Raw genomic sequence first — 15,874 nt, 5'->3', positions numbered from 1 at the left:
GAGATACCCCATGAAGTTCGGCATGAACCTGCTGTTGTGGTCCGGCGATCCCGATGAGAACCTGTTGCCGGTGATCGAAAGCCTGAAGGAAATGGGCTTTGACGGCGTTGAAATTCCACTCTTCAATCTCGATGTCGACAAGTGGGCCAAGTATGGCGAGAAGCTGAAGGCGATGGATCTCCGCTGCACCGCGGTGACGGTTCGCAACGAAGGGGACAACCCGATCAGCCCCGACGCCAAGGTGCGTGCGGAAGGGGTTCGCCTGAACAAGCAAACGCTCGATTGCTGCCAGGCGCTGGGCGCCGAGACGTTGGTTGGCCCGTATCACTCGGCGATTGGCCTATTCAGCGGCAACGGCCCGACCGAAGACGAATGGAAATGGGGCGTCGATTCGATAAGCCAGACCGCCGAGTACGCCGGCGAGGTCAACGTCATGCTGGGCGTCGAAGCGCTCAATCGGTTTGAAACCTACTTGCTGAACACGCATGCCGACTCGGCCCGCTTTGCACGTGAAGTGAATCACCCCAACTGCAAAGTGATGTACGACACGTTCCACTCCAACATCGAAGAAAAAGATATCGCCCAGGCGATCCGCGATTGCTCCGACGTGCTGCACCACGTCCATGTCTCGGAGAACGATCGCAGCACTCCCGGCCAAGGTCACATCGACTTCGCCACCAACTTCGACGCCCTGAAAGAAGTCGGCTACGACGGCTGGCTGGTGATTGAAGCGTTTGGTCTCGCCTTGCCTGAAATCGCTGCCGCGACGAAGATCTGGCGCAAGATGTTCTCGACCGAACTCGACCTGGCCCGCGAAGGCCTCGCCTTTATGAAGGGCGAAGTCGCCAAACGCTGGGGCTAACTCGCCAATGAGCAGCAGCGAACTTCCCCCTGACGATGACGACGACTTTGACGACGACCTGGACGAAGGGTTGTCGCTGGAGAAGCTGAGCGCCGCGTTCGCTGCTGCGATGGGGGGGGACGAACCGTACGAGGTTAGCGAAGAGGAAGCCCCTGCTGAGCCGACCGCCGAAGAAGAAGAGTCGTCCGAAGAAGCGGTCGCCCGGGTGCTGGCGACCGAAGAAGAGCCGGACGATTGCGAGCTATCGCCGCGCACCATTCTCGAGGCGATGCTGTTTGTCGGCAGTCCCGACAATTCTCCCTTGTCGGCCGAAAAAGGCGCTGCCCGGATGCGCGGCGTCGGCGTTGACGAAATCGCCGACATCGTCGAAGAGCTGAACCAGGCCTATCTCGAAGAAGGCTGCCCCTACGAGATCGTCTCGTCCGGCGGCGGTTTCCGAATGTCGCTGCGCGACGAGTTTGGCCGCCTGCGAGAAAAGTTCTATGGCAAAGTCCGCGAGGCGAAACTGTCGCAACCAGCAGTCGATGTGCTAGCCCTGGTCGCCTACAACCAAAACGTCACCCGCGAAGAAGTCGACCAACTACGCGGCAAACCGAGCGGCCCGCTACTGAATCAACTGGTTCGCCGCGAACTGCTGCAACTCGAGCGAAGCGGCAAAGGGAAAGAGAAGAAAAAAACGTACTCAACGACCGACCGCTTTCTGGAGATGTTCCGGCTCTCGTCGCTGGAAGACCTGCCGCAACCGTTGGGGTTGGATCTGGAGGACTAGCTGCCTGTTGAAAAATGCCATCGTGGCATTTTCCAACCTCGCCAGGCTCAGAGCATAGCTCTTCGCGGCTCGCATCCCTGCGATCCAGCAGCCCGTTCAGAAAATCAACGGACTGCTAGTCGTCGATGATCAAAGTCGCCTCTTGGTCTCGGGCGCCATGGAGGACGCGAAGGACAATCAACCCGTCATCTGTTGCTTGATCATAGATGGCGTATTGCTGGAAAGAAAACCAGCGGCTTTCGAGCCCATTTACAGTTTTACGGATCTCTCCGAGTTCTGGGTTTCTCGCTAGCAATTCAAATCGCCGTCCCGCCCCTTCGAGTAGCCGCTCTGCGGCAGAGACGCTCTTATCTGCGACGTAGGACCAGATCGTCCCCAAATCGTGACGCGCTGCAGAAGTGAGACGAACTTCTAACATTCGCTTGAATTACGTCTCGCGTTTTGAAGCTCTCTCCCTAGCTGGTCTGATCTCGTCCATATCGAATGGATGATGATCTCCGTTTTCAAGTTGCTTAATAGCAACTGCCAAGCGTTCTTACTCAAGTTCACGTTCGCTTAGCAACTGAAGTGCGGCATCGACGACTTTATCGGTCGACGCGAAAGCTCCCTTGGCGACTTGGCTTTCGACAAATTTCTGCTGTACCGGCGACAATTCGTCCGACACGGAATGCTCCCATCAAGGCTTTCACTCAGCTAATCCTATTCTAGCTTCCGTGAGACGGGCGGCCAAGTTTCCGCCACACGTGCTAGCACGCCCAGGAATTGATCTTGGCCGCCGCTGGGGAGTCGGTATACTCCGCCGCGCCTTATTTTCTCGCCCTGCGGCCGCGTGTGCGCCAGCAGTCGCGGGCGAACTGACCAAGTTGCAATTGAGGACAGCTGCAATGTCCACGGCGAAAACCAGATTTGTCGGCCTCGTTAGTTTCGCGATCGCCTCGACGTTTTGCTCTTATTCCCTGCGGGGTGAAGAGACGGCGTCCGATGCTGCGCCGACTCCGGTTCCCAGTACGTTTAACTCGCCAAGTCGCTTGCCTTCCCCGCCGGTCAGCGGCGAATCGGTCCTCCGTATCAAAACGCCGCTCAACAAATATCCCGATACGCGCAAGAAGTCGTCCTCAAGCGACGGACCACTGAAAATCTCTCGCGTAATCGATGGCGACGCTCCCAAACCCAAACCGACCCCGGTCGAAACGCCCCCGTCGGCCGCGCCGCAACCGGCTACTCCGGTGAAGCCGGCGCCACCCATCAAACCAGCGCCAACCTTGCCGCAGCCAAAGCCGGAACCGATCAAGCCGATGCCGGTCGTCCGTCAGCAGGAAGACCTGTCGAAGCTAACCGCCGGCCAATCCAAGCTGGCCGAGGTGATCCAATTATGGGGAGAGCCCCAAAGCCAGTCGATTGTCGACGGCCGCAAGCTGATGGTGTTCAACACGCGCGGCTTCGAGCGAGCCGAAGCGACCTTTCAAGACGACACGCTGGTGACCCTCTTCCTGGTGTTGAAGAAGCCGGCCCCCGCCCATCAAGTTCGTCAGCAATTGAAAATCATTGAAAGCGAAGAAGCGAAAGTTCACGACGAGTTTGGCGTGTTGCTCGGTTTGGTCTATCCCGAACGAGGCGCCTTGTTCAGCTATGCTCCGCAGGAACGTCAGTTCCTGGTCGAGAGCGTCGTGCTGCAGCGTCCCACAGCCGAGGCTTACCTGATTCGGGCTAAAGGCTATTCGCCGGATCGGATCGAAGCGAAGCTCGCCGACCTCGACGCCGCCGTGAAGCTGGAATCGTTCAATGCGTCGGCTTGGCACGAGATCGCCCTGCTGAAGCATCGTTTGGGGCAAATGCCTGCCGCCCTGTCGGCCGCACAAACCGCCGCTTCCGGCGCCGGCGCCAAGCCGGAGTACCGCCTGACGCGGGCCTTGATCCAAGCCGAGCTGGGCCAATACGACGACGCGCTGAGCGTCAGCAAGTCGATCGCCGAAAACGTCTCGCTGCCGAAGGAAGTTCGCGCTCGGGCCTATTGCCAATGGGGCGATCTGGTCGCTCGCGGACCGAGCCAAGACGTTCGCACCGCGCTAGCCCATCACCAAACCGCGATCAAATTGGCCGCCGAGGAAATCCGCAATCCGCTCGACGAAATTCGTCGCGCCGCAAAGCTGGTCTTGGTCGACGCTCACCTGGCGGTCGCCTCCGATTTGGCCGCCGGTCAGTGGCAGAACCGTGAAATGACGGTCCCCAAGTGGGTCGACAGCACCGACGCCTTTGTCGCCAACCTGGTCGAGAAAGAAGGATTCTCTCGCGAGCTGGAACTGAAGCGACTGCAAAAAGCGATCGCCGCCTACAACTACTTTGAATCGACCTACGACACCACCGAGTCGGTCGATGCAATCCTGAGCATCGGTCGCGAGTTATTGTCGCAAACCAAAGATCCTTCGTACCACGTTGTGGTCGAATGGGAAATGAGCCAGGCGTTGATGCAAGCCGCCACGATCGAACAAAACCGGGGCGAATTCGACGACGCGATGCGAATCGCCCGCGAGACCGCGGCGCTGTTGGATCATGCCACGCAGACGCGGCAGCTTTCGATCAGCGACCGGATGATGCTGGGCAACTTCTACTTTCGGGTCGGCGCGGCGCAGGTCGTCAGCCAAGGGGACCATGCGCAAGCCCTCGAGTGGTACGCCAACGCCGAAAAGCATTACACCCACCCCGACCTGGCCAACGTCGCGCCCGGTCAACGTGGCGAAGCGCTCGCCAGCATGGCGGTTTCGTACTGGGAATCAGGTCGCCTACCGCAGGGCCTGGCGTTGACCGAAAAAGGCGCCAGCCTCTTGCAGCAAGGGGTCGATGCCGGTGAGAACCAGTTGGAATCGCTGGTCGCTCCCTACGCCAATCTCGTGACGATGTACGAGAGCCAAGGGAACGCCGCCAAGCAAGCCGAATACGCCGGCAAGCTGGCCAAGTTACCCAAACCAGCGGGCGAAGAGACGCCGAAGCGCTAGGCGTCGTGCGGTCTGGCGGGGGGGGAATCTACTTTCGACCGCCCAAGCGATCCTTTATCATGAATCGGTCACTTCTTGGTCCGTCACCGTCGTTCCGCACCTCCATGGAATGAAGGCCCAGCTTCCGCCATGGTTTTTGAACACATCGAAAAGCTCAAACGGGAATACACCGACAAGTATGTCGTGGTGGACCACGATCGCCCCGAGCTAAAACGATTCGCCGCCATGACCGGCATCGTGCGTACGATCAATATGAGCGGCCGAGCCCTGGTCGAATTTGACGGGCTCAACAACACCGGCTGGTACGACATCAACGTCGACTTTCTGAAAGTGGTCAACCCGCCGAAGCCGAAACCAGTCGCCGAAAAGAAACCGGCCGCCAAGAAGCCAGCCCCTCCCAAGTCAGGCGCCAGCGCCGCCGATATCCTGGCCGCCGCGCGAGGTCAAAAAGGGGACGCGCCCGCCAAGCCAGCCCCCAAGAAGACAGCCGCTAGTACGAGCACGGCCGATATTCTGGCGGCCGCTCGCGCGAAGAAGGGGGAAAGCCCCGCTGCCAAAGGGGACGAACCAGCCGCCAAGCCGACTAGCACCGCCGACATCTTGGCCGCCGCCCGGGCCAAAAAGTCGACAGACCCACCGGCCAACAAGATGGGTGCATCCGACAAACCGGCCGCCGGCCCGATGAGTACCGCCGATATCCTGGCAGCGGCTCGGGCCAAGAAGTCGGACGCCGCGCCGGCCGAAAAGCCTGCCAGTGACGCGATGAGCACGGCAGACATCTTGGCGGCAGCCCGCGCGAAAAAGGGCGAATCCGGCGAAGCCCCGAAAGCCCCGCCTGCCGAGAAACCTGCCGCCGGTCCGATGAGCACCGCCGATATTCTGGCCGCTGCCCGCGGAAAAAAAACGGCGGAGAGCGAACCTGCAGCCAAGCCGTCGGCTCCTGCTGCGATGAGTACCGCCGACATTTTGGCGGCAGCCCGGGCCAAGAAGTCGGAACCGGAAACGCCTCCGCCCGCGGCAGAACCGCCGCCGGCCAAGAGCGAGCAGCCAGGCCAAGGCTCATTGCCGACAACAACGGACGAGATCCTCGCCTGGTGTCGCCAGCATGACGCGTCATAGGCGGTTTCAGCCGCTTGACGTAAAATGACAGTGGCTTTGTGCCGCAATCTTCCTTTTTGCTAGACCGATGCGCCCATGATCCTGTTGATCGACAACTACGATTCGTTCACCTACAACCTGGTCCAGCGGTTGGGTGAAATCGACCCCGAACTCGATCTCCGCGTCGTCCGCAACGACAAGATCACCGTCGAACAAATCGAAGAGTTCGGCCCGAGCCATCTGATCGTCTCTCCTGGACCTTGTACGCCGACTGAAGCCGGCATCTCGGTCGAGTCAATCCAGCGGCTGGCCGGCAAGTTGCCGATCTTGGGAGTCTGTCTGGGGCATCAATCGATGGGCCAGGCCTTTGGCGGCGTAATCGTGCGGGCCGAGCGGCTGATGCACGGCAAGACCGACGAAATTCATCACGACGACCGCGGGCTGTTCGCCGGCATGCCCAACCCGTTCATCGCGACTCGGTATCACAGCCTGGTGATTCGCCCGGACACGCTGCCGGAAGGCTTCGAGGTCACGGCCTGGAGCTTTCTCCCCAATGGCGAAAAAGAGATCATGGGAATCCGTCACCGCGAGTGGCCGATGGAAGGGCTACAGTTTCATCCCGAAAGCTTCCTCAGCCAGACCGGTACGCAGATGCTCGAGCGTTTTCTGAAAATGACCTCTCCGCAAACGGCCTAGAGTTGCGATGATCTCCATCACCGAAGCGCTGCAGCTGATCGATCAACACGCTGCGCAGCTACCGCCGCAGCAAGTGGCGGCGCTCACAGCGATTGGTTGTCTGCTGGCGGAAGAAGTTGCCAGCGACGTCGACTCGCCCCCGCACGACAAAGCGATGATGGACGGTTACGCCGTCGTCGCCGCCGACCTGGCCAGCGGCGTCGCCGAGTTGGAGGTAATCGAAGAAATCACCGCCGGCAACATGCCAACCAAAGCAGTCGCGCGATCGCAGGCAGCCCGAATCATGACCGGCGCCCCGATCCCCAGCGGCGCCGACGCCGTCGTGATGATCGAACAGACGCAGCCTCTAGAGAACAACCGCGTCCGGATCGAAGCGACCGGGATCGCCACCGGCAAAAACATCATGCCGAAAGCGAGTTCCCTGGCTTGCGGCGTCACCGTCTTGCCGAGCGGCAAGCGCCTGCGAGCGCTGGAAGTCGGCGTCTTGGCCGAGGTCGGACGAAGCGAAGTCTCCGTCGTTCCCCGACCCCGCGTCGCGGTATTGTCGACCGGCGACGAATTGGTCGACGTGACCGAGAAGCCGGGCCCGGGGCGCATTCGCAACAGCAATGGGCCGATGCTGTTGGCGCAGATCGCCGCAGCCGGCGGAGTTGCTGAAAACCTGGGGATTGCCCGCGACGTCCGCGAAGAGCTGACCGAGAAGATCGCCTGCGGACTAGAGGCCGATATCCTGGTTCTTTCCGGCGGGGTCTCGGCCGGCGTGCTCGACCTGGTTCCTTCAGTGCTGGCCCAGCAGCAGGTTACGCAGGTCTTCCATAAAGTCCACCTGAAACCTGGAAAACCAATCTGGTTCGGCAAGCGCGACGTCGACGGTAAGACAACGCTCGTCTTTGGTTTGCCGGGCAATCCGGTCGGCAGCTTGGTCTGCTTTGAACTGTTCGTGCGACGGGCGATCGGAATACTGGCCGGACTAACTTCCAACGAATTGCAATCGGCCGAGGTCACGCTGGCCGAGACGTTCACCCATCGCGGCGACCGTCCCACCATGTTTCCCGCACGTTGGGCGGACGCCACACAACAGACGGCGCTGCCGCTTGCCTGGAAGGGTTCGGCCGATTTGGCCGCCATGGCGTCGGCCGATCTTCTGCTCCAATTTCGGGCGGGGGACGCCGAATACCGGGCGGGGGATCGTCTGGCAGGTCTGATCCTGTAGTTCCCTCTACCTGAGGCTGGTGACGACCATCGCCATCAGTGGTAGAATGGGCGATCCTCAAGAAAATTGGCCACTTTGGGTCAACAGGCGAGGAAACTGAGGCTTCAGCAGGGCACATACACATGGATCAGATCAAGGCGCTCGCACGTCGGTGGTTTGAAGAAGTTTGGAACGATCGCCGCGACAAAGCGATTCAGGAGTTGGCCGCCGAAGATGCGGTGGCCCATCTGGAATCGGGCGTCTTGGTCAACGGCGCCGACATCTTCAAAGCGTTTCGTGACAATCTTGTAGCGGCCTTGCCCGACCTGCGAATCTGCGTCGAAGACGTCATGGCCGAAGGAAACGAGGCGGTCGTGCGGTGGACGTTCATCGGCAACCATCGTGGTGATGGTTTCGGCTTCAAGCCGACGGGGCGCGAGATTCATGCCCGTGGGCTGACTTGGTTTCGCTTTGAGAACGGCAAAATCGTCGAAGGCTGGGATAGCTGGAATCAGAGCGCGATGTTTCAGCGGATGATCGGCGATGACCCGGCGGCGGAAGTGGCGTTTCGCAAGCTCTAAGAAAGTCGAGCGGTCAACTCCGCGAAATCCGACATGGCCAGGCAGCGGCGAAGCGCCTATCTTATCTCTCTTTAGCCGCTTGCTTCTATTCGATGATGGCCGTCCCGTGAACGATCCAGACCCTACCTGCGCTCCCAACTCTGCATCACCGATGTCGCTGCGGTGCGTCGCCGGCTGGAGTCTGTTCAGTGCGATCGCACTCTACCTAGCGTTTCCGCCGGTCGGCTGGTGGCCGCTGGCCTGGATTGCTCCGGTTGGTTGGTTAACGCTCGTGCGGGTCGAACGCTTGCCCCGTCGCGCCGGCTTAACGATTTACGCGTCGGGCGCCATTTTTTGGCTGGCGTTGTTGTATGGCGTGGGCAACTCACACTGGGCGACGCGGGTCGGCGGCTGGCCGGTTCTCTGCGGCTATCTAGCGGTCTACACGCCGCTGTTCGTTTTCACTTGCCGCACCGCCGTCCATCGCTTTCGGATCCCGCTGACGTTGGCCGCCCCCATTTGCTGGGTTGGCTGGGAGTTTGTTCGCGCCCACTTTGCGACTGGGTTCGCTGTTGGTTTGCTCGGCCATTCCCAGGCAGGGCAGTTGCCGCTGATTCAGATCTCCAATCTAGTTGGGGCCTATGGCGTCAGCCTGGTCGTCATCGCGATCAGCGCTTCGCTGGTCGATGCTGGCGCGCTCGATCGCTGGATCCGGCCACAACCAACTTCGCCGGCGATCGGTTACCGCTTGGCGATGCTGATCGCGACGGCGCTGCTGGTGCTGCTCTCGCTGGAATATGGTCGTCGCCAACTTGCCCAAGTCGAGCCAGCGGCGGAAGAGTCGCTGCGGGCGGCGCTGATCCAGGGTTCGATCGACACTTCGTTTGACGATCCAACGCAGCCAGAGCGAACCTTCGAGCAATACGTCAAACTGACCGATCAGGCCACCCGCGACCAGGACGATCTCGACATCATCCTCTGGCCCGAAACGACCATGGGTAATCACCCGCTGATCGAAGTCGGTGACGTCGTCCCAGTTCCGCCAGACGCGCCAATCACGGCCGAGCAATATCGGGAACGGCTGCTGCTGTATCGCGAGGAATTCCAGTTGATGGTCGATGAGTTGGCCAATCGCCGCTGGCAGACGCCGCTGCTGCTGGGAACGTCCACTTTGCGGTACGGAGAGCAGGGAATGCAGGTCTTCAACTCCGGACTCTATGTGCCGCTCGACCAGGCGCAGCAAGTGCGCTACGACAAGACGCATCCGGTAATGTTTGGCGAGTACGTGCCGCTGGGGGACATCTTCCCCTGGATCTACCAACTGATGCCGATGGGCGGGGGCCTCACCCCAGGCGCCGGACCGGTGGCGATCGACGTGGGAGACAAGGTACGGCTGATTCCCTGCATCTGTTTTGAAAACACCGTGCCGCATCTGGTTCGTCGGCACGTGGTCGTGACGGCTGATCCGACCAAGACCGAGATTCTGGTCACGCTGACCAATGACGGCTGGTTTTGGGGATCGAGCGTGCTGGATCTCCATCTGATCTGCGGGCAGTTCCGCTCGGCCGAACTTCGCAAACCGATGCTGATCGCGGCGAATACCGGATTTTCGGCTTCTATCGATCGTAACGGTCGTCTGCTGGAGGTTGGACCGCGGCAGCAGACCAAGGTGATGGTCGTCGACGTTCCCCTTTCCACCGCCCCTCCCACCTTTTATCAACAATGGGGAGATCTGTTGGCAGGCGCCTGCGGTAGCCTGACGCTCCTTCTGATGGGGGTTGGCCTGGTTCTGGCCTGGCGAAACCGAAGCGCGACCAGTCCTTCTGGCGGGTCCGATCCGCAATAATGGGCTGTTTCCACTTTGCAGATCCGGCATTATCGAGCGGTCTGCCGTGATTGGGGGCAAGAAGCTTGAATATCGCCGACCGCAAGACTAGTTGTAATCTATAGTTATCACGAAATCGGACCCACTTTTTCGCGCCAGCGACGGGAAAATGGGGTTTCGGTGAAGTTGACGCGAAACTTCACCAGCGATTTTGTTGACACTCAAGAATGGCCACAATTATACTGGGCTTGCAACTTGCGTAATCTCCCCAACTTCCGCAGTGGTTATCCTCGTTTGGCATATGCTCTTGCGGCGGCTGTTGAACCTCGCAGGACAAGCTCTTCGGTCGTTGTTCCCTTCCACTTTTCGTAGCGCCTGCGGCGCGTCCCGAGGCTTTGCAGCTTTGGGTTTGGCGTGAGCCACAAAGGAGTCGAATTCGATGAACCTCATCGGCAAGATCTTCACGGTACTCATTTTCGTGATGAGCTTTGTGTTCATGGCGTTCTCGGTCGCGGTGTACGCCACGCACAAAAACTGGAAGGAACAGGCCCAGACGCTGACCACCACCAACCAGACGCTGACGGCCCGTCGGACCGAACTGGAAACGAAGCTGGCCGAAACGACCCAGATGCTGGAACAAGAACGGGCCGCCCGTCGCTATGCGTTGTCGGCCGTTCAGGTCCGCGCTTCGCAACTAGAACGTCAGCTCTCCACCTTGCAGGCCTCGCTGGATCAAAAGGTGAAGGAACTGGATCAGAAGGGCGCCGCGCTCGACCAAGCCAGCAAAGTCGCCGTTTCGGCCGAACAACGAAACACCGAGCTGGAAAACAAGCTGCAAACCGCCCAGCAAAATCGTGACGCAATGTTCGCCAACGTCGTCTCCACCAGCGATCGCGTCCAACAACTGCAAACCAACGAAGAACGCTTGAAAGAGCGTGAACAACAGTTGGCCGTTCAGGTTGGGAACATGAACCGCGTTCTGAACGCCAACGGCCTGACCGAATTCACCAACGTCGACGGCATTCCGCCGAAGTTGGATGGTCGCATCACCGCCGTCGGCGCCAACAACTTCGTCGAAGTTTCGCTCGGCAAGGATGACGGCATCAGCGTCGGCAACACCCTCGACATCTTCCGTGGCGACCAATATCTCGGACGCGTTATCATCAAGAAAGTGAGCCCGGATCGCTCGGTGGGAGAAATCCAACGCGAGTATCGTAAGGGCGAAGTTAAGAAGGGCGATTATGTCTCCACAAAGCTCGGGTAATCCCCCCAAACAAAAGGTCAACATCTACTCGATGATGCTGATCTTGTCGTTCATCGCCCTGCTGATCGGCGCGGTCCTGATGTACATGGAGCTGAGCCGCTTCGGTTCGTTCCCGCAGTGGAAGGTCTCGCAAGCCGCCCCGGCGATTTCGGTCTCTCTGCCGGCTGCCGGCCCCTCGGCGCTCGGCTAGATCGGCGCTGGCGCTGGCCGCCAAATTTCGTAAGCTATCGCGGCTGACCCAAATCGGGTCAGCCGCTTTTTTATTGCGCTGAAAGGATTCTCCGCATGATTCGGCTCTCGCGAGAAAACCTGGCGATCGACCTGGGCCCGGCCAATACGATCATCTGCCGCGGTGACGAAGGGGTCGTGCTCGACCAACCGACCGCCGCCGCCGTCCAAACCGCCACCGGCCGAATCTTGCACAACGGAGTCGCCGTCGGGCGACTCGCTCAAGCGCTGCGCGATCGGACGCCGAGCGAAGTCTCGATCGCCTATCCGCTAGCACATGGCAAAGTGGCCGATCCGGCTCTCTGCCAGGCGATGATGCGCCAGTTTTTGGCCAAGAGCCAGGCGCGGCGTTCGTTTCTCGGCCCCAGAGTCGTCTGCACCGTTCCCAGCGGCGCGACGATGGTCGAACGGGCAGCCTTGGTCGCCGCGATCCGTGGGGCCGGCGCGGCTTCGGTTGGCTTGATCTTGCGCAGCGTGGCGGCGGCGATTGGCGGCGGTTCGCCGGTGCTGGAAGCGACGGCCGCTTGCGTCTGCGAGATCGGCTCGACGCAAACCGACATCGCGGCCACCTGCTTGGGCGAAGTGTTGGCCGAACGCCGTCTGCCAATCGGCGGCGTCACGCTCGACCAGGCGATCGTCGATACGATTCGGGCCGATTTCAATCTGCGGATCGGTCGCAGCCAGGCCGAGACGATTCGCCTAGAGTATGGCGCCGCGTTTCCGCGCGACGAAGAGTTGGCGATCGAAATCCATGGCAGCGACGGCATCACCGGCGCTCCACGCACCGCCCAAATCACAACGCAACAACTGCGCGAAGCGATTCAGAAACCATTGGCGGAAATCGCATCGGGTATCCGCGAATTAATGCAGCCGCTAGCAGCGGAACTCGCCGGCGATCTGGCGCAACAAGGCGTGTTGCTCTGCGGAGGCATTTCCTTGACGCCGGGGATCGCTTCCTACTTCTCGCAAACGACGGGAGTTCCGTGCCGCGTCGCCAGCATGCCGCGCGAAGCGGCGGCGTTAGGCGCTGCGATCGTCGCCGGCGATTCGGATCGGTGGCGCGGAATTTTGCTTTAGAATCGTCCACGCTTCCTTTACCATTCTTGATGATGGCGAACGTTTCTGGAAGTGCGTCATTTTGACGCAGCGAATTCATCAATTCTCATGCTCCAACAGACGTACATTAATAGTAGAGAGACAAGGAGACGCAGCCATGAAAATGAACAAGATTCTCTTTCCGACCGACTTTTCCCATTGCGGCGACGCTGCAATGCGATTGGCCACCTCGATCGCCAAGGACTTTGGCGCAACGATCATCATCATCCACGTTGAAGAGCCCCCAACGTCATATGGCGGCGGCGAAATGTATTACGGAATGCTGGAGCCGTCGTTAGACGAAGTGAAGAAGATGCTGCACGAAGTTCGGCCGACCGACGCCGCAGTTCCCTGCGTGCATCGCTTGGTCGCCGGCGATCCGCCGCACGCGATCTTGAAGATGGCGGAAGAGGAGCAAGTCGATTTGATCGTCATGGGAACGCACGGACGGACAGGACTATTGCACTTACTAATGGGCAGTAACGCCGAAACGATCGTACGCAAGGCGAAATGCCCGGTGTTAACTTTCCGCCAACCTGACCAGGTTGCGGAATAGAAGTCGCTCGCCGCCGCCCCATCATGCGACGAGCAACAGGGAGGCGTAAGATGAACGGTAACTCCTACCTCAACTGTAGTGACGAAGGATTCCGTCACCACCTTCGTGAAGAGCATCGACAGCTTAACGAAGAACTCGACCAACTCAACGCTTGTTGCCTTGGTCAGCAAGAATGCGACGTGCAAACCGACTGGAACACGTTGCGTGATCGCGTCCATCGCCTGCGGGACAACATCGTCCATCACTTCCGCGAAGAGGAAGAAGGCTCGTGCCTGGACGAAGCGGTCGCCCGCAGACCGACCTTGGCGCCGGAAGCCCGCGAGATCGAGCGAGAGCACCCCGAACTGCTCACCGAGTTGGACGGGCTGATCAGTTGGCTCGATGACGAGCCGGTGGCCGAAGCGAGCTTACAGAGCGCCAAGCGGCGGCTGAACGTGTTCGCCGAGAACCTGCGACGTCATGAACTGCGCGAGGATGCGCTAATCCGCCGCGGCGTCGGCGCGTTCGGAGTGGATGACTAGCAAGAGCGACAGATTCGCCTTTGCTCCCTGAGCCGATCGTGACGGCCCTAGCATTTGGGCAGGTCTACAAACTTTTGTCGACCTGCTAGCACCGGAGCGTCGATGAGTGACGAAGGACACTTTACCCTTCGTCCTCTCGACCGACGGTATGCCGATGGCCAACATAAGTAACGTTCTGCTGCAACAAGAAATTCTGCTGGAAAGCGGAACCAACGAACTTGAAGTCCTCGTATTTCAAGTCGGCCGGTTCACTTTTGGGATCAACGTCGCCAAAGTGCGCGAAGTCTTGCCGCGTCCCGAAATGACCGCCCTGCCGCAGGCCCATCCTTCGGTTCTGGGCGTCTTCCAGTTGCGCAACAAGGTCGTACCCTGCGTTTCGCTTCGCGAGCACCTGCAGATCCAAGGAGACGCCGGCGAAGATCAGCAGGTCATCCTGACCGACTTCAACCAAATGCAGACGGCGTTCACCGTCGACGCGGTTGCCCGCATCCATCGGGTCAGCTGGGAAAAAATCATGGCCGTTCCGGCCGTGATGGCGACTGGCCGCATGCCGATCACCGCGGTTGGGCAAGTCGATGGCCAACTCGTCTCGATGCTCGACTTCGAGATGATCGCCGATCAGATCACCGAAAAAACCTTGCGGGAAGACGCCGTCGACAACCCGCACGAGTTGCCGCGCGAGCGACTGCGAATTGTCGTCGCCGACGACTCGGTCACCGTGCGTCAGGCGATGACGGCCATGCTGTCCGCCAGCGGCTACACGCAAATCCAGGCATTCGAGAATGGCAAGCTTTGTTGGGATTGGCTCGAATCCCAATGGCAGGCGAAACAAAAGCTGTCGCTGATCGCCGACCTGCTGATCAGCGATGTCGAGATGCCGCAGATCGACGGGTTCCACCTGACCAAACGAGTCAAAGATCATCCTGGTCTTTGCAAGTTGCCGGTACTCCTTTATTCGTCGATCGTCACGCCTGACAACGCCAAGAAAGGGGAAGCGGTCGGCGCCGACGCTCAGATTTCCAAACCGGAACTCCACCGCGTCGTCGCCATCGCCGACGAACTGATCCTTGGCCGCCCGGTGACTCCGGCGACCGGCAACCCTGTGCCACGCCCCGCTGCTCCTGCTCCCGCGCCTCAGCCGCCCAAACCGGCCGCCGCAGCGCCAGCTGCACGGCCAGCGCCTCCTCCAGCGCCAGCGGCGCCCCCGGCTCCGTCCCCAGTCGCACCGGCAGACCAGGAGGATTCCGCTTTCAACTCAAACCTTTTGAATACGTTTCGGATGGAGTTGAAAGAAAGAACCGAGGAACTCGGCGAATGGATCGTCGCCGAAACGCATGATCGGCGAGCGCTGCTGCGAACGCTTCACAGCGTCAAATCGGCCTCACAGGTCGTGCCGCTGCACGAAGTGAGCCAAGCCGTTCACCAGATGGAAGAAATCGCGCAGAATCAACAGCTCGAAGTGCCCGAGATCATCGGCTACCTCGCTCGACTAACTGACTGGCTGATCCTCCTGTCAATGAACCGCCAGCCGCTCGATGAGCTGTTGAAGCGCTGCCCCGATCTGGCGGCTTCGGCCGCTAACTAAACAAAAGGCGGGGCGACAAAATTTGTCGCCCCGCCTTTTTTTGATTCTTGATTTCGCGGACGTCGCTTAGGTCGCCGCCGCCCGCTTGCCGCGCAGGGCCGTTTGCCAACGGACGAAACGTTCCAGCTCTTGGTTGATCAGCTTGATCAGCTCCGATTTGTCGAGCGGTTTGAGCAGGAAGTCGGAGGCGCCGTTCTCGATCGCTTCGGTGACCCGGTCCCACGACGAATGACCGGTCAAAAAGATCACCTGCGTCCAGGCGTTACGACGCTTGGCGAAGATCAGCATCCCCATGCCATCGATTTCAGGCATTTCGATATCGCTGATCAACAGATCGCAGCAAATCTGATCCATCCACTGCTGCGCTTCGTGCGGATCGGTGAAGGCCCATAGATTTAAGCTGTCGCCAAAATTGGTCAACAACATCTGCTCCAGAAGACGCTTCATGGCAGGGTCGTCATCGACGACCACAACGTTAATTTTACGAACGGCAGGCGTGTTCATTACGGGTTACTCACCAAGTTGACAGAGTTATCAATAGTCAAGTGTAGGCCACAGTCAAACGCACAAACCTCGTTTCTTGCCGTAGTATTGTCCGCGAATCGTCACTGCAGCAACCGCTACAGTCAG

At 59.7% G+C, this 15,874-nt stretch carries 17 protein-coding genes; 14 read left to right on the top strand and 3 right to left on the bottom strand.

All coding sequences use genetic code 11. The features are described from left to right. Window positions 1-10: 10 nt before the first annotated feature. Entirely contained in the window at window positions 11-862 is an 852-nt protein-coding gene (locus Enr8_RS14435; protein ID WP_146432702.1) for a sugar phosphate isomerase/epimerase family protein, read from the top strand. Between the two features lie 7 nt (window positions 863-869). Continuing rightward, complete coding sequence (gene scpB / locus Enr8_RS14430) at window positions 870-1,631, top strand: SMC-Scp complex subunit ScpB (protein WP_146432700.1); 762 nt, start codon at window positions 870-872, stop codon at window positions 1,629-1,631. Between the two features lie 115 nt (window positions 1,632-1,746). Here scpB and Enr8_RS14425 read toward each other — a convergent pair whose 3' ends face one another. Then, window positions 1,747-2,049, bottom strand: a complete 303-nt coding sequence (locus Enr8_RS14425) for a type II toxin-antitoxin system RelE/ParE family toxin (RefSeq protein WP_146432698.1) — start codon at window positions 2,047-2,049, stop codon at window positions 1,747-1,749. Window positions 2,050-2,166: 117 nt separating this feature from the next. After that, on the bottom strand, window positions 2,167-2,295 hold the full coding sequence (locus Enr8_RS14420; protein ID WP_146432696.1) for a ribbon-helix-helix domain-containing protein: 129 nt from the start codon (window positions 2,293-2,295) through the stop codon (window positions 2,167-2,169). 220 nt (window positions 2,296-2,515) lie between these two features. Here Enr8_RS14420 and Enr8_RS14415 point away from each other — a divergent pair, with 220 nt between their 5' ends. The 12 genes from Enr8_RS14415 (at window position 2,516) to Enr8_RS14360 (ending at window position 15,244) form a co-directional block, all read left to right on the top strand. Then, window positions 2,516-4,624 carry a hypothetical protein gene (locus tag Enr8_RS14415; RefSeq protein WP_146432694.1) on the top strand — a complete coding sequence of 703 codons (2,109 nt, stop codon included), beginning with the start codon at window positions 2,516-2,518 and terminating at the stop codon, window positions 4,622-4,624. A 129-nt stretch (window positions 4,625-4,753) separates the two neighbouring features. Next, window positions 4,754-5,743 carry a prolipoprotein diacylglyceryl transferase gene (locus Enr8_RS14410; protein WP_146432692.1) on the top strand — a complete coding sequence of 330 codons (990 nt, stop codon included), beginning with the start codon at window positions 4,754-4,756 and terminating at the stop codon, window positions 5,741-5,743. Window positions 5,744-5,818: 75 nt separating this feature from the next. Then, entirely contained in the window at window positions 5,819-6,418 is a 600-nt protein-coding gene (locus Enr8_RS14405; RefSeq protein WP_146432690.1) for an anthranilate synthase component II, read from the top strand. 7 nt (window positions 6,419-6,425) lie between these two features. Next, window positions 6,426-7,631: a molybdopterin molybdotransferase MoeA gene (locus tag Enr8_RS14400; RefSeq protein WP_146432688.1), complete on the top strand. Its 1,206-nt coding sequence runs from the start codon at window positions 6,426-6,428 to the stop codon at window positions 7,629-7,631. 122 nt (window positions 7,632-7,753) lie between these two features. Next, a complete protein-coding gene (locus tag Enr8_RS14395; RefSeq protein WP_146432686.1) occupies window positions 7,754-8,191 on the top strand; it encodes an ester cyclase in 438 nt (145 codons plus the stop codon). A gap of 106 nt (window positions 8,192-8,297) precedes the next feature. Further along, a complete protein-coding gene (lnt, locus tag Enr8_RS14390; protein WP_186767662.1) occupies window positions 8,298-10,016 on the top strand; it encodes an apolipoprotein N-acyltransferase in 1,719 nt (572 codons plus the stop codon). 418 nt (window positions 10,017-10,434) lie between these two features. Next, a complete protein-coding gene (locus Enr8_RS14385; protein ID WP_146432682.1) occupies window positions 10,435-11,259 on the top strand; it encodes a coiled-coil domain-containing protein in 825 nt (274 codons plus the stop codon). After that, window positions 11,237-11,449, top strand: a complete 213-nt coding sequence (locus Enr8_RS14380; protein WP_146432680.1) for a hypothetical protein — start codon at window positions 11,237-11,239, stop codon at window positions 11,447-11,449. Before Enr8_RS14385 ends, Enr8_RS14380 begins: the two co-directional genes overlap by 23 nt. 95 nt (window positions 11,450-11,544) lie before the next feature. Beyond that, complete coding sequence (locus tag Enr8_RS14375) at window positions 11,545-12,564, top strand: rod shape-determining protein (protein WP_146432678.1); 1,020 nt, start codon at window positions 11,545-11,547, stop codon at window positions 12,562-12,564. A 136-nt stretch (window positions 12,565-12,700) separates the two neighbouring features. Then, window positions 12,701-13,138 (top strand): universal stress protein, encoded by a 438-nt coding sequence (locus Enr8_RS14370; protein ID WP_146432676.1) that lies wholly within the window; start codon window positions 12,701-12,703, stop codon window positions 13,136-13,138. 50 nt (window positions 13,139-13,188) lie between these two features. Next, the gene (locus tag Enr8_RS14365; protein ID WP_186767661.1) at window positions 13,189-13,659 is read left to right on the top strand and encodes a hemerythrin domain-containing protein; all 471 of its coding nucleotides are present in this window, start codon (window positions 13,189-13,191) and stop codon (window positions 13,657-13,659) included. Window positions 13,660-13,765: 106 nt separating this feature from the next. Next, the gene (locus tag Enr8_RS14360; RefSeq protein WP_146432672.1) at window positions 13,766-15,244 is read left to right on the top strand and encodes a chemotaxis protein CheW; all 1,479 of its coding nucleotides are present in this window, start codon (window positions 13,766-13,768) and stop codon (window positions 15,242-15,244) included. A 66-nt stretch (window positions 15,245-15,310) separates the two neighbouring features. On the opposite strand, the gene Enr8_RS14355 is transcribed toward Enr8_RS14360, so the two are convergent. After that, window positions 15,311-15,748 (bottom strand): response regulator, encoded by a 438-nt coding sequence (locus Enr8_RS14355; protein ID WP_146432670.1) that lies wholly within the window; start codon window positions 15,746-15,748, stop codon window positions 15,311-15,313. Between the last annotated feature and the right edge of the window lie 126 nt (window positions 15,749-15,874).

The organism is Blastopirellula retiformator (genome assembly GCF_007859755.1).
Taxonomy (GTDB): Bacteria; Planctomycetota; Planctomycetia; order Pirellulales; family Pirellulaceae; genus Blastopirellula; species Blastopirellula retiformator.
This window is presented reverse-complemented; position numbering and strand designations above follow the sequence as displayed.

What these genes read in the sequence shown, in the direction of transcription:
- scpB (WP_146432700.1), top strand. Translation starts at nt 870, where the DNA reads ATGAGCAGCAGCGAACTTCCCCCTGACGATGACGACGACTTTGACGAC.
- Enr8_RS14355 (WP_146432670.1), bottom strand. Translation starts at nt 15,748, where the DNA reads ATGAACACGCCTGCCGTTCGTAAAATTAACGTTGTGGTCGTCGATGAC.
- Enr8_RS14395 (WP_146432686.1), top strand. Translation starts at nt 7,754, where the DNA reads ATGGATCAGATCAAGGCGCTCGCACGTCGGTGGTTTGAAGAAGTTTGG.
- Enr8_RS14370 (WP_146432676.1), top strand. Translation starts at nt 12,701, where the DNA reads ATGAAAATGAACAAGATTCTCTTTCCGACCGACTTTTCCCATTGCGGC.
- Enr8_RS14400 (WP_146432688.1), top strand. Translation starts at nt 6,426, where the DNA reads ATGATCTCCATCACCGAAGCGCTGCAGCTGATCGATCAACACGCTGCG.
- Enr8_RS14375 (WP_146432678.1), top strand. Translation starts at nt 11,545, where the DNA reads ATGATTCGGCTCTCGCGAGAAAACCTGGCGATCGACCTGGGCCCGGCC.
- Enr8_RS14435 (WP_146432702.1), top strand. Translation starts at nt 11, where the DNA reads ATGAAGTTCGGCATGAACCTGCTGTTGTGGTCCGGCGATCCCGATGAG.
- Enr8_RS14365 (WP_186767661.1), top strand. Translation starts at nt 13,189, where the DNA reads ATGAACGGTAACTCCTACCTCAACTGTAGTGACGAAGGATTCCGTCAC.
- Enr8_RS14385 (WP_146432682.1), top strand. Translation starts at nt 10,435, where the DNA reads ATGAACCTCATCGGCAAGATCTTCACGGTACTCATTTTCGTGATGAGC.
- Enr8_RS14415 (WP_146432694.1), top strand. Translation starts at nt 2,516, where the DNA reads ATGTCCACGGCGAAAACCAGATTTGTCGGCCTCGTTAGTTTCGCGATC.
- Enr8_RS14380 (WP_146432680.1), top strand. Translation starts at nt 11,237, where the DNA reads ATGTCTCCACAAAGCTCGGGTAATCCCCCCAAACAAAAGGTCAACATC.
- Enr8_RS14405 (WP_146432690.1), top strand. Translation starts at nt 5,819, where the DNA reads ATGATCCTGTTGATCGACAACTACGATTCGTTCACCTACAACCTGGTC.
- Enr8_RS14425 (WP_146432698.1), bottom strand. Translation starts at nt 2,049, where the DNA reads ATGTTAGAAGTTCGTCTCACTTCTGCAGCGCGTCACGATTTGGGGACG.
- Enr8_RS14410 (WP_146432692.1), top strand. Translation starts at nt 4,754, where the DNA reads ATGGTTTTTGAACACATCGAAAAGCTCAAACGGGAATACACCGACAAG.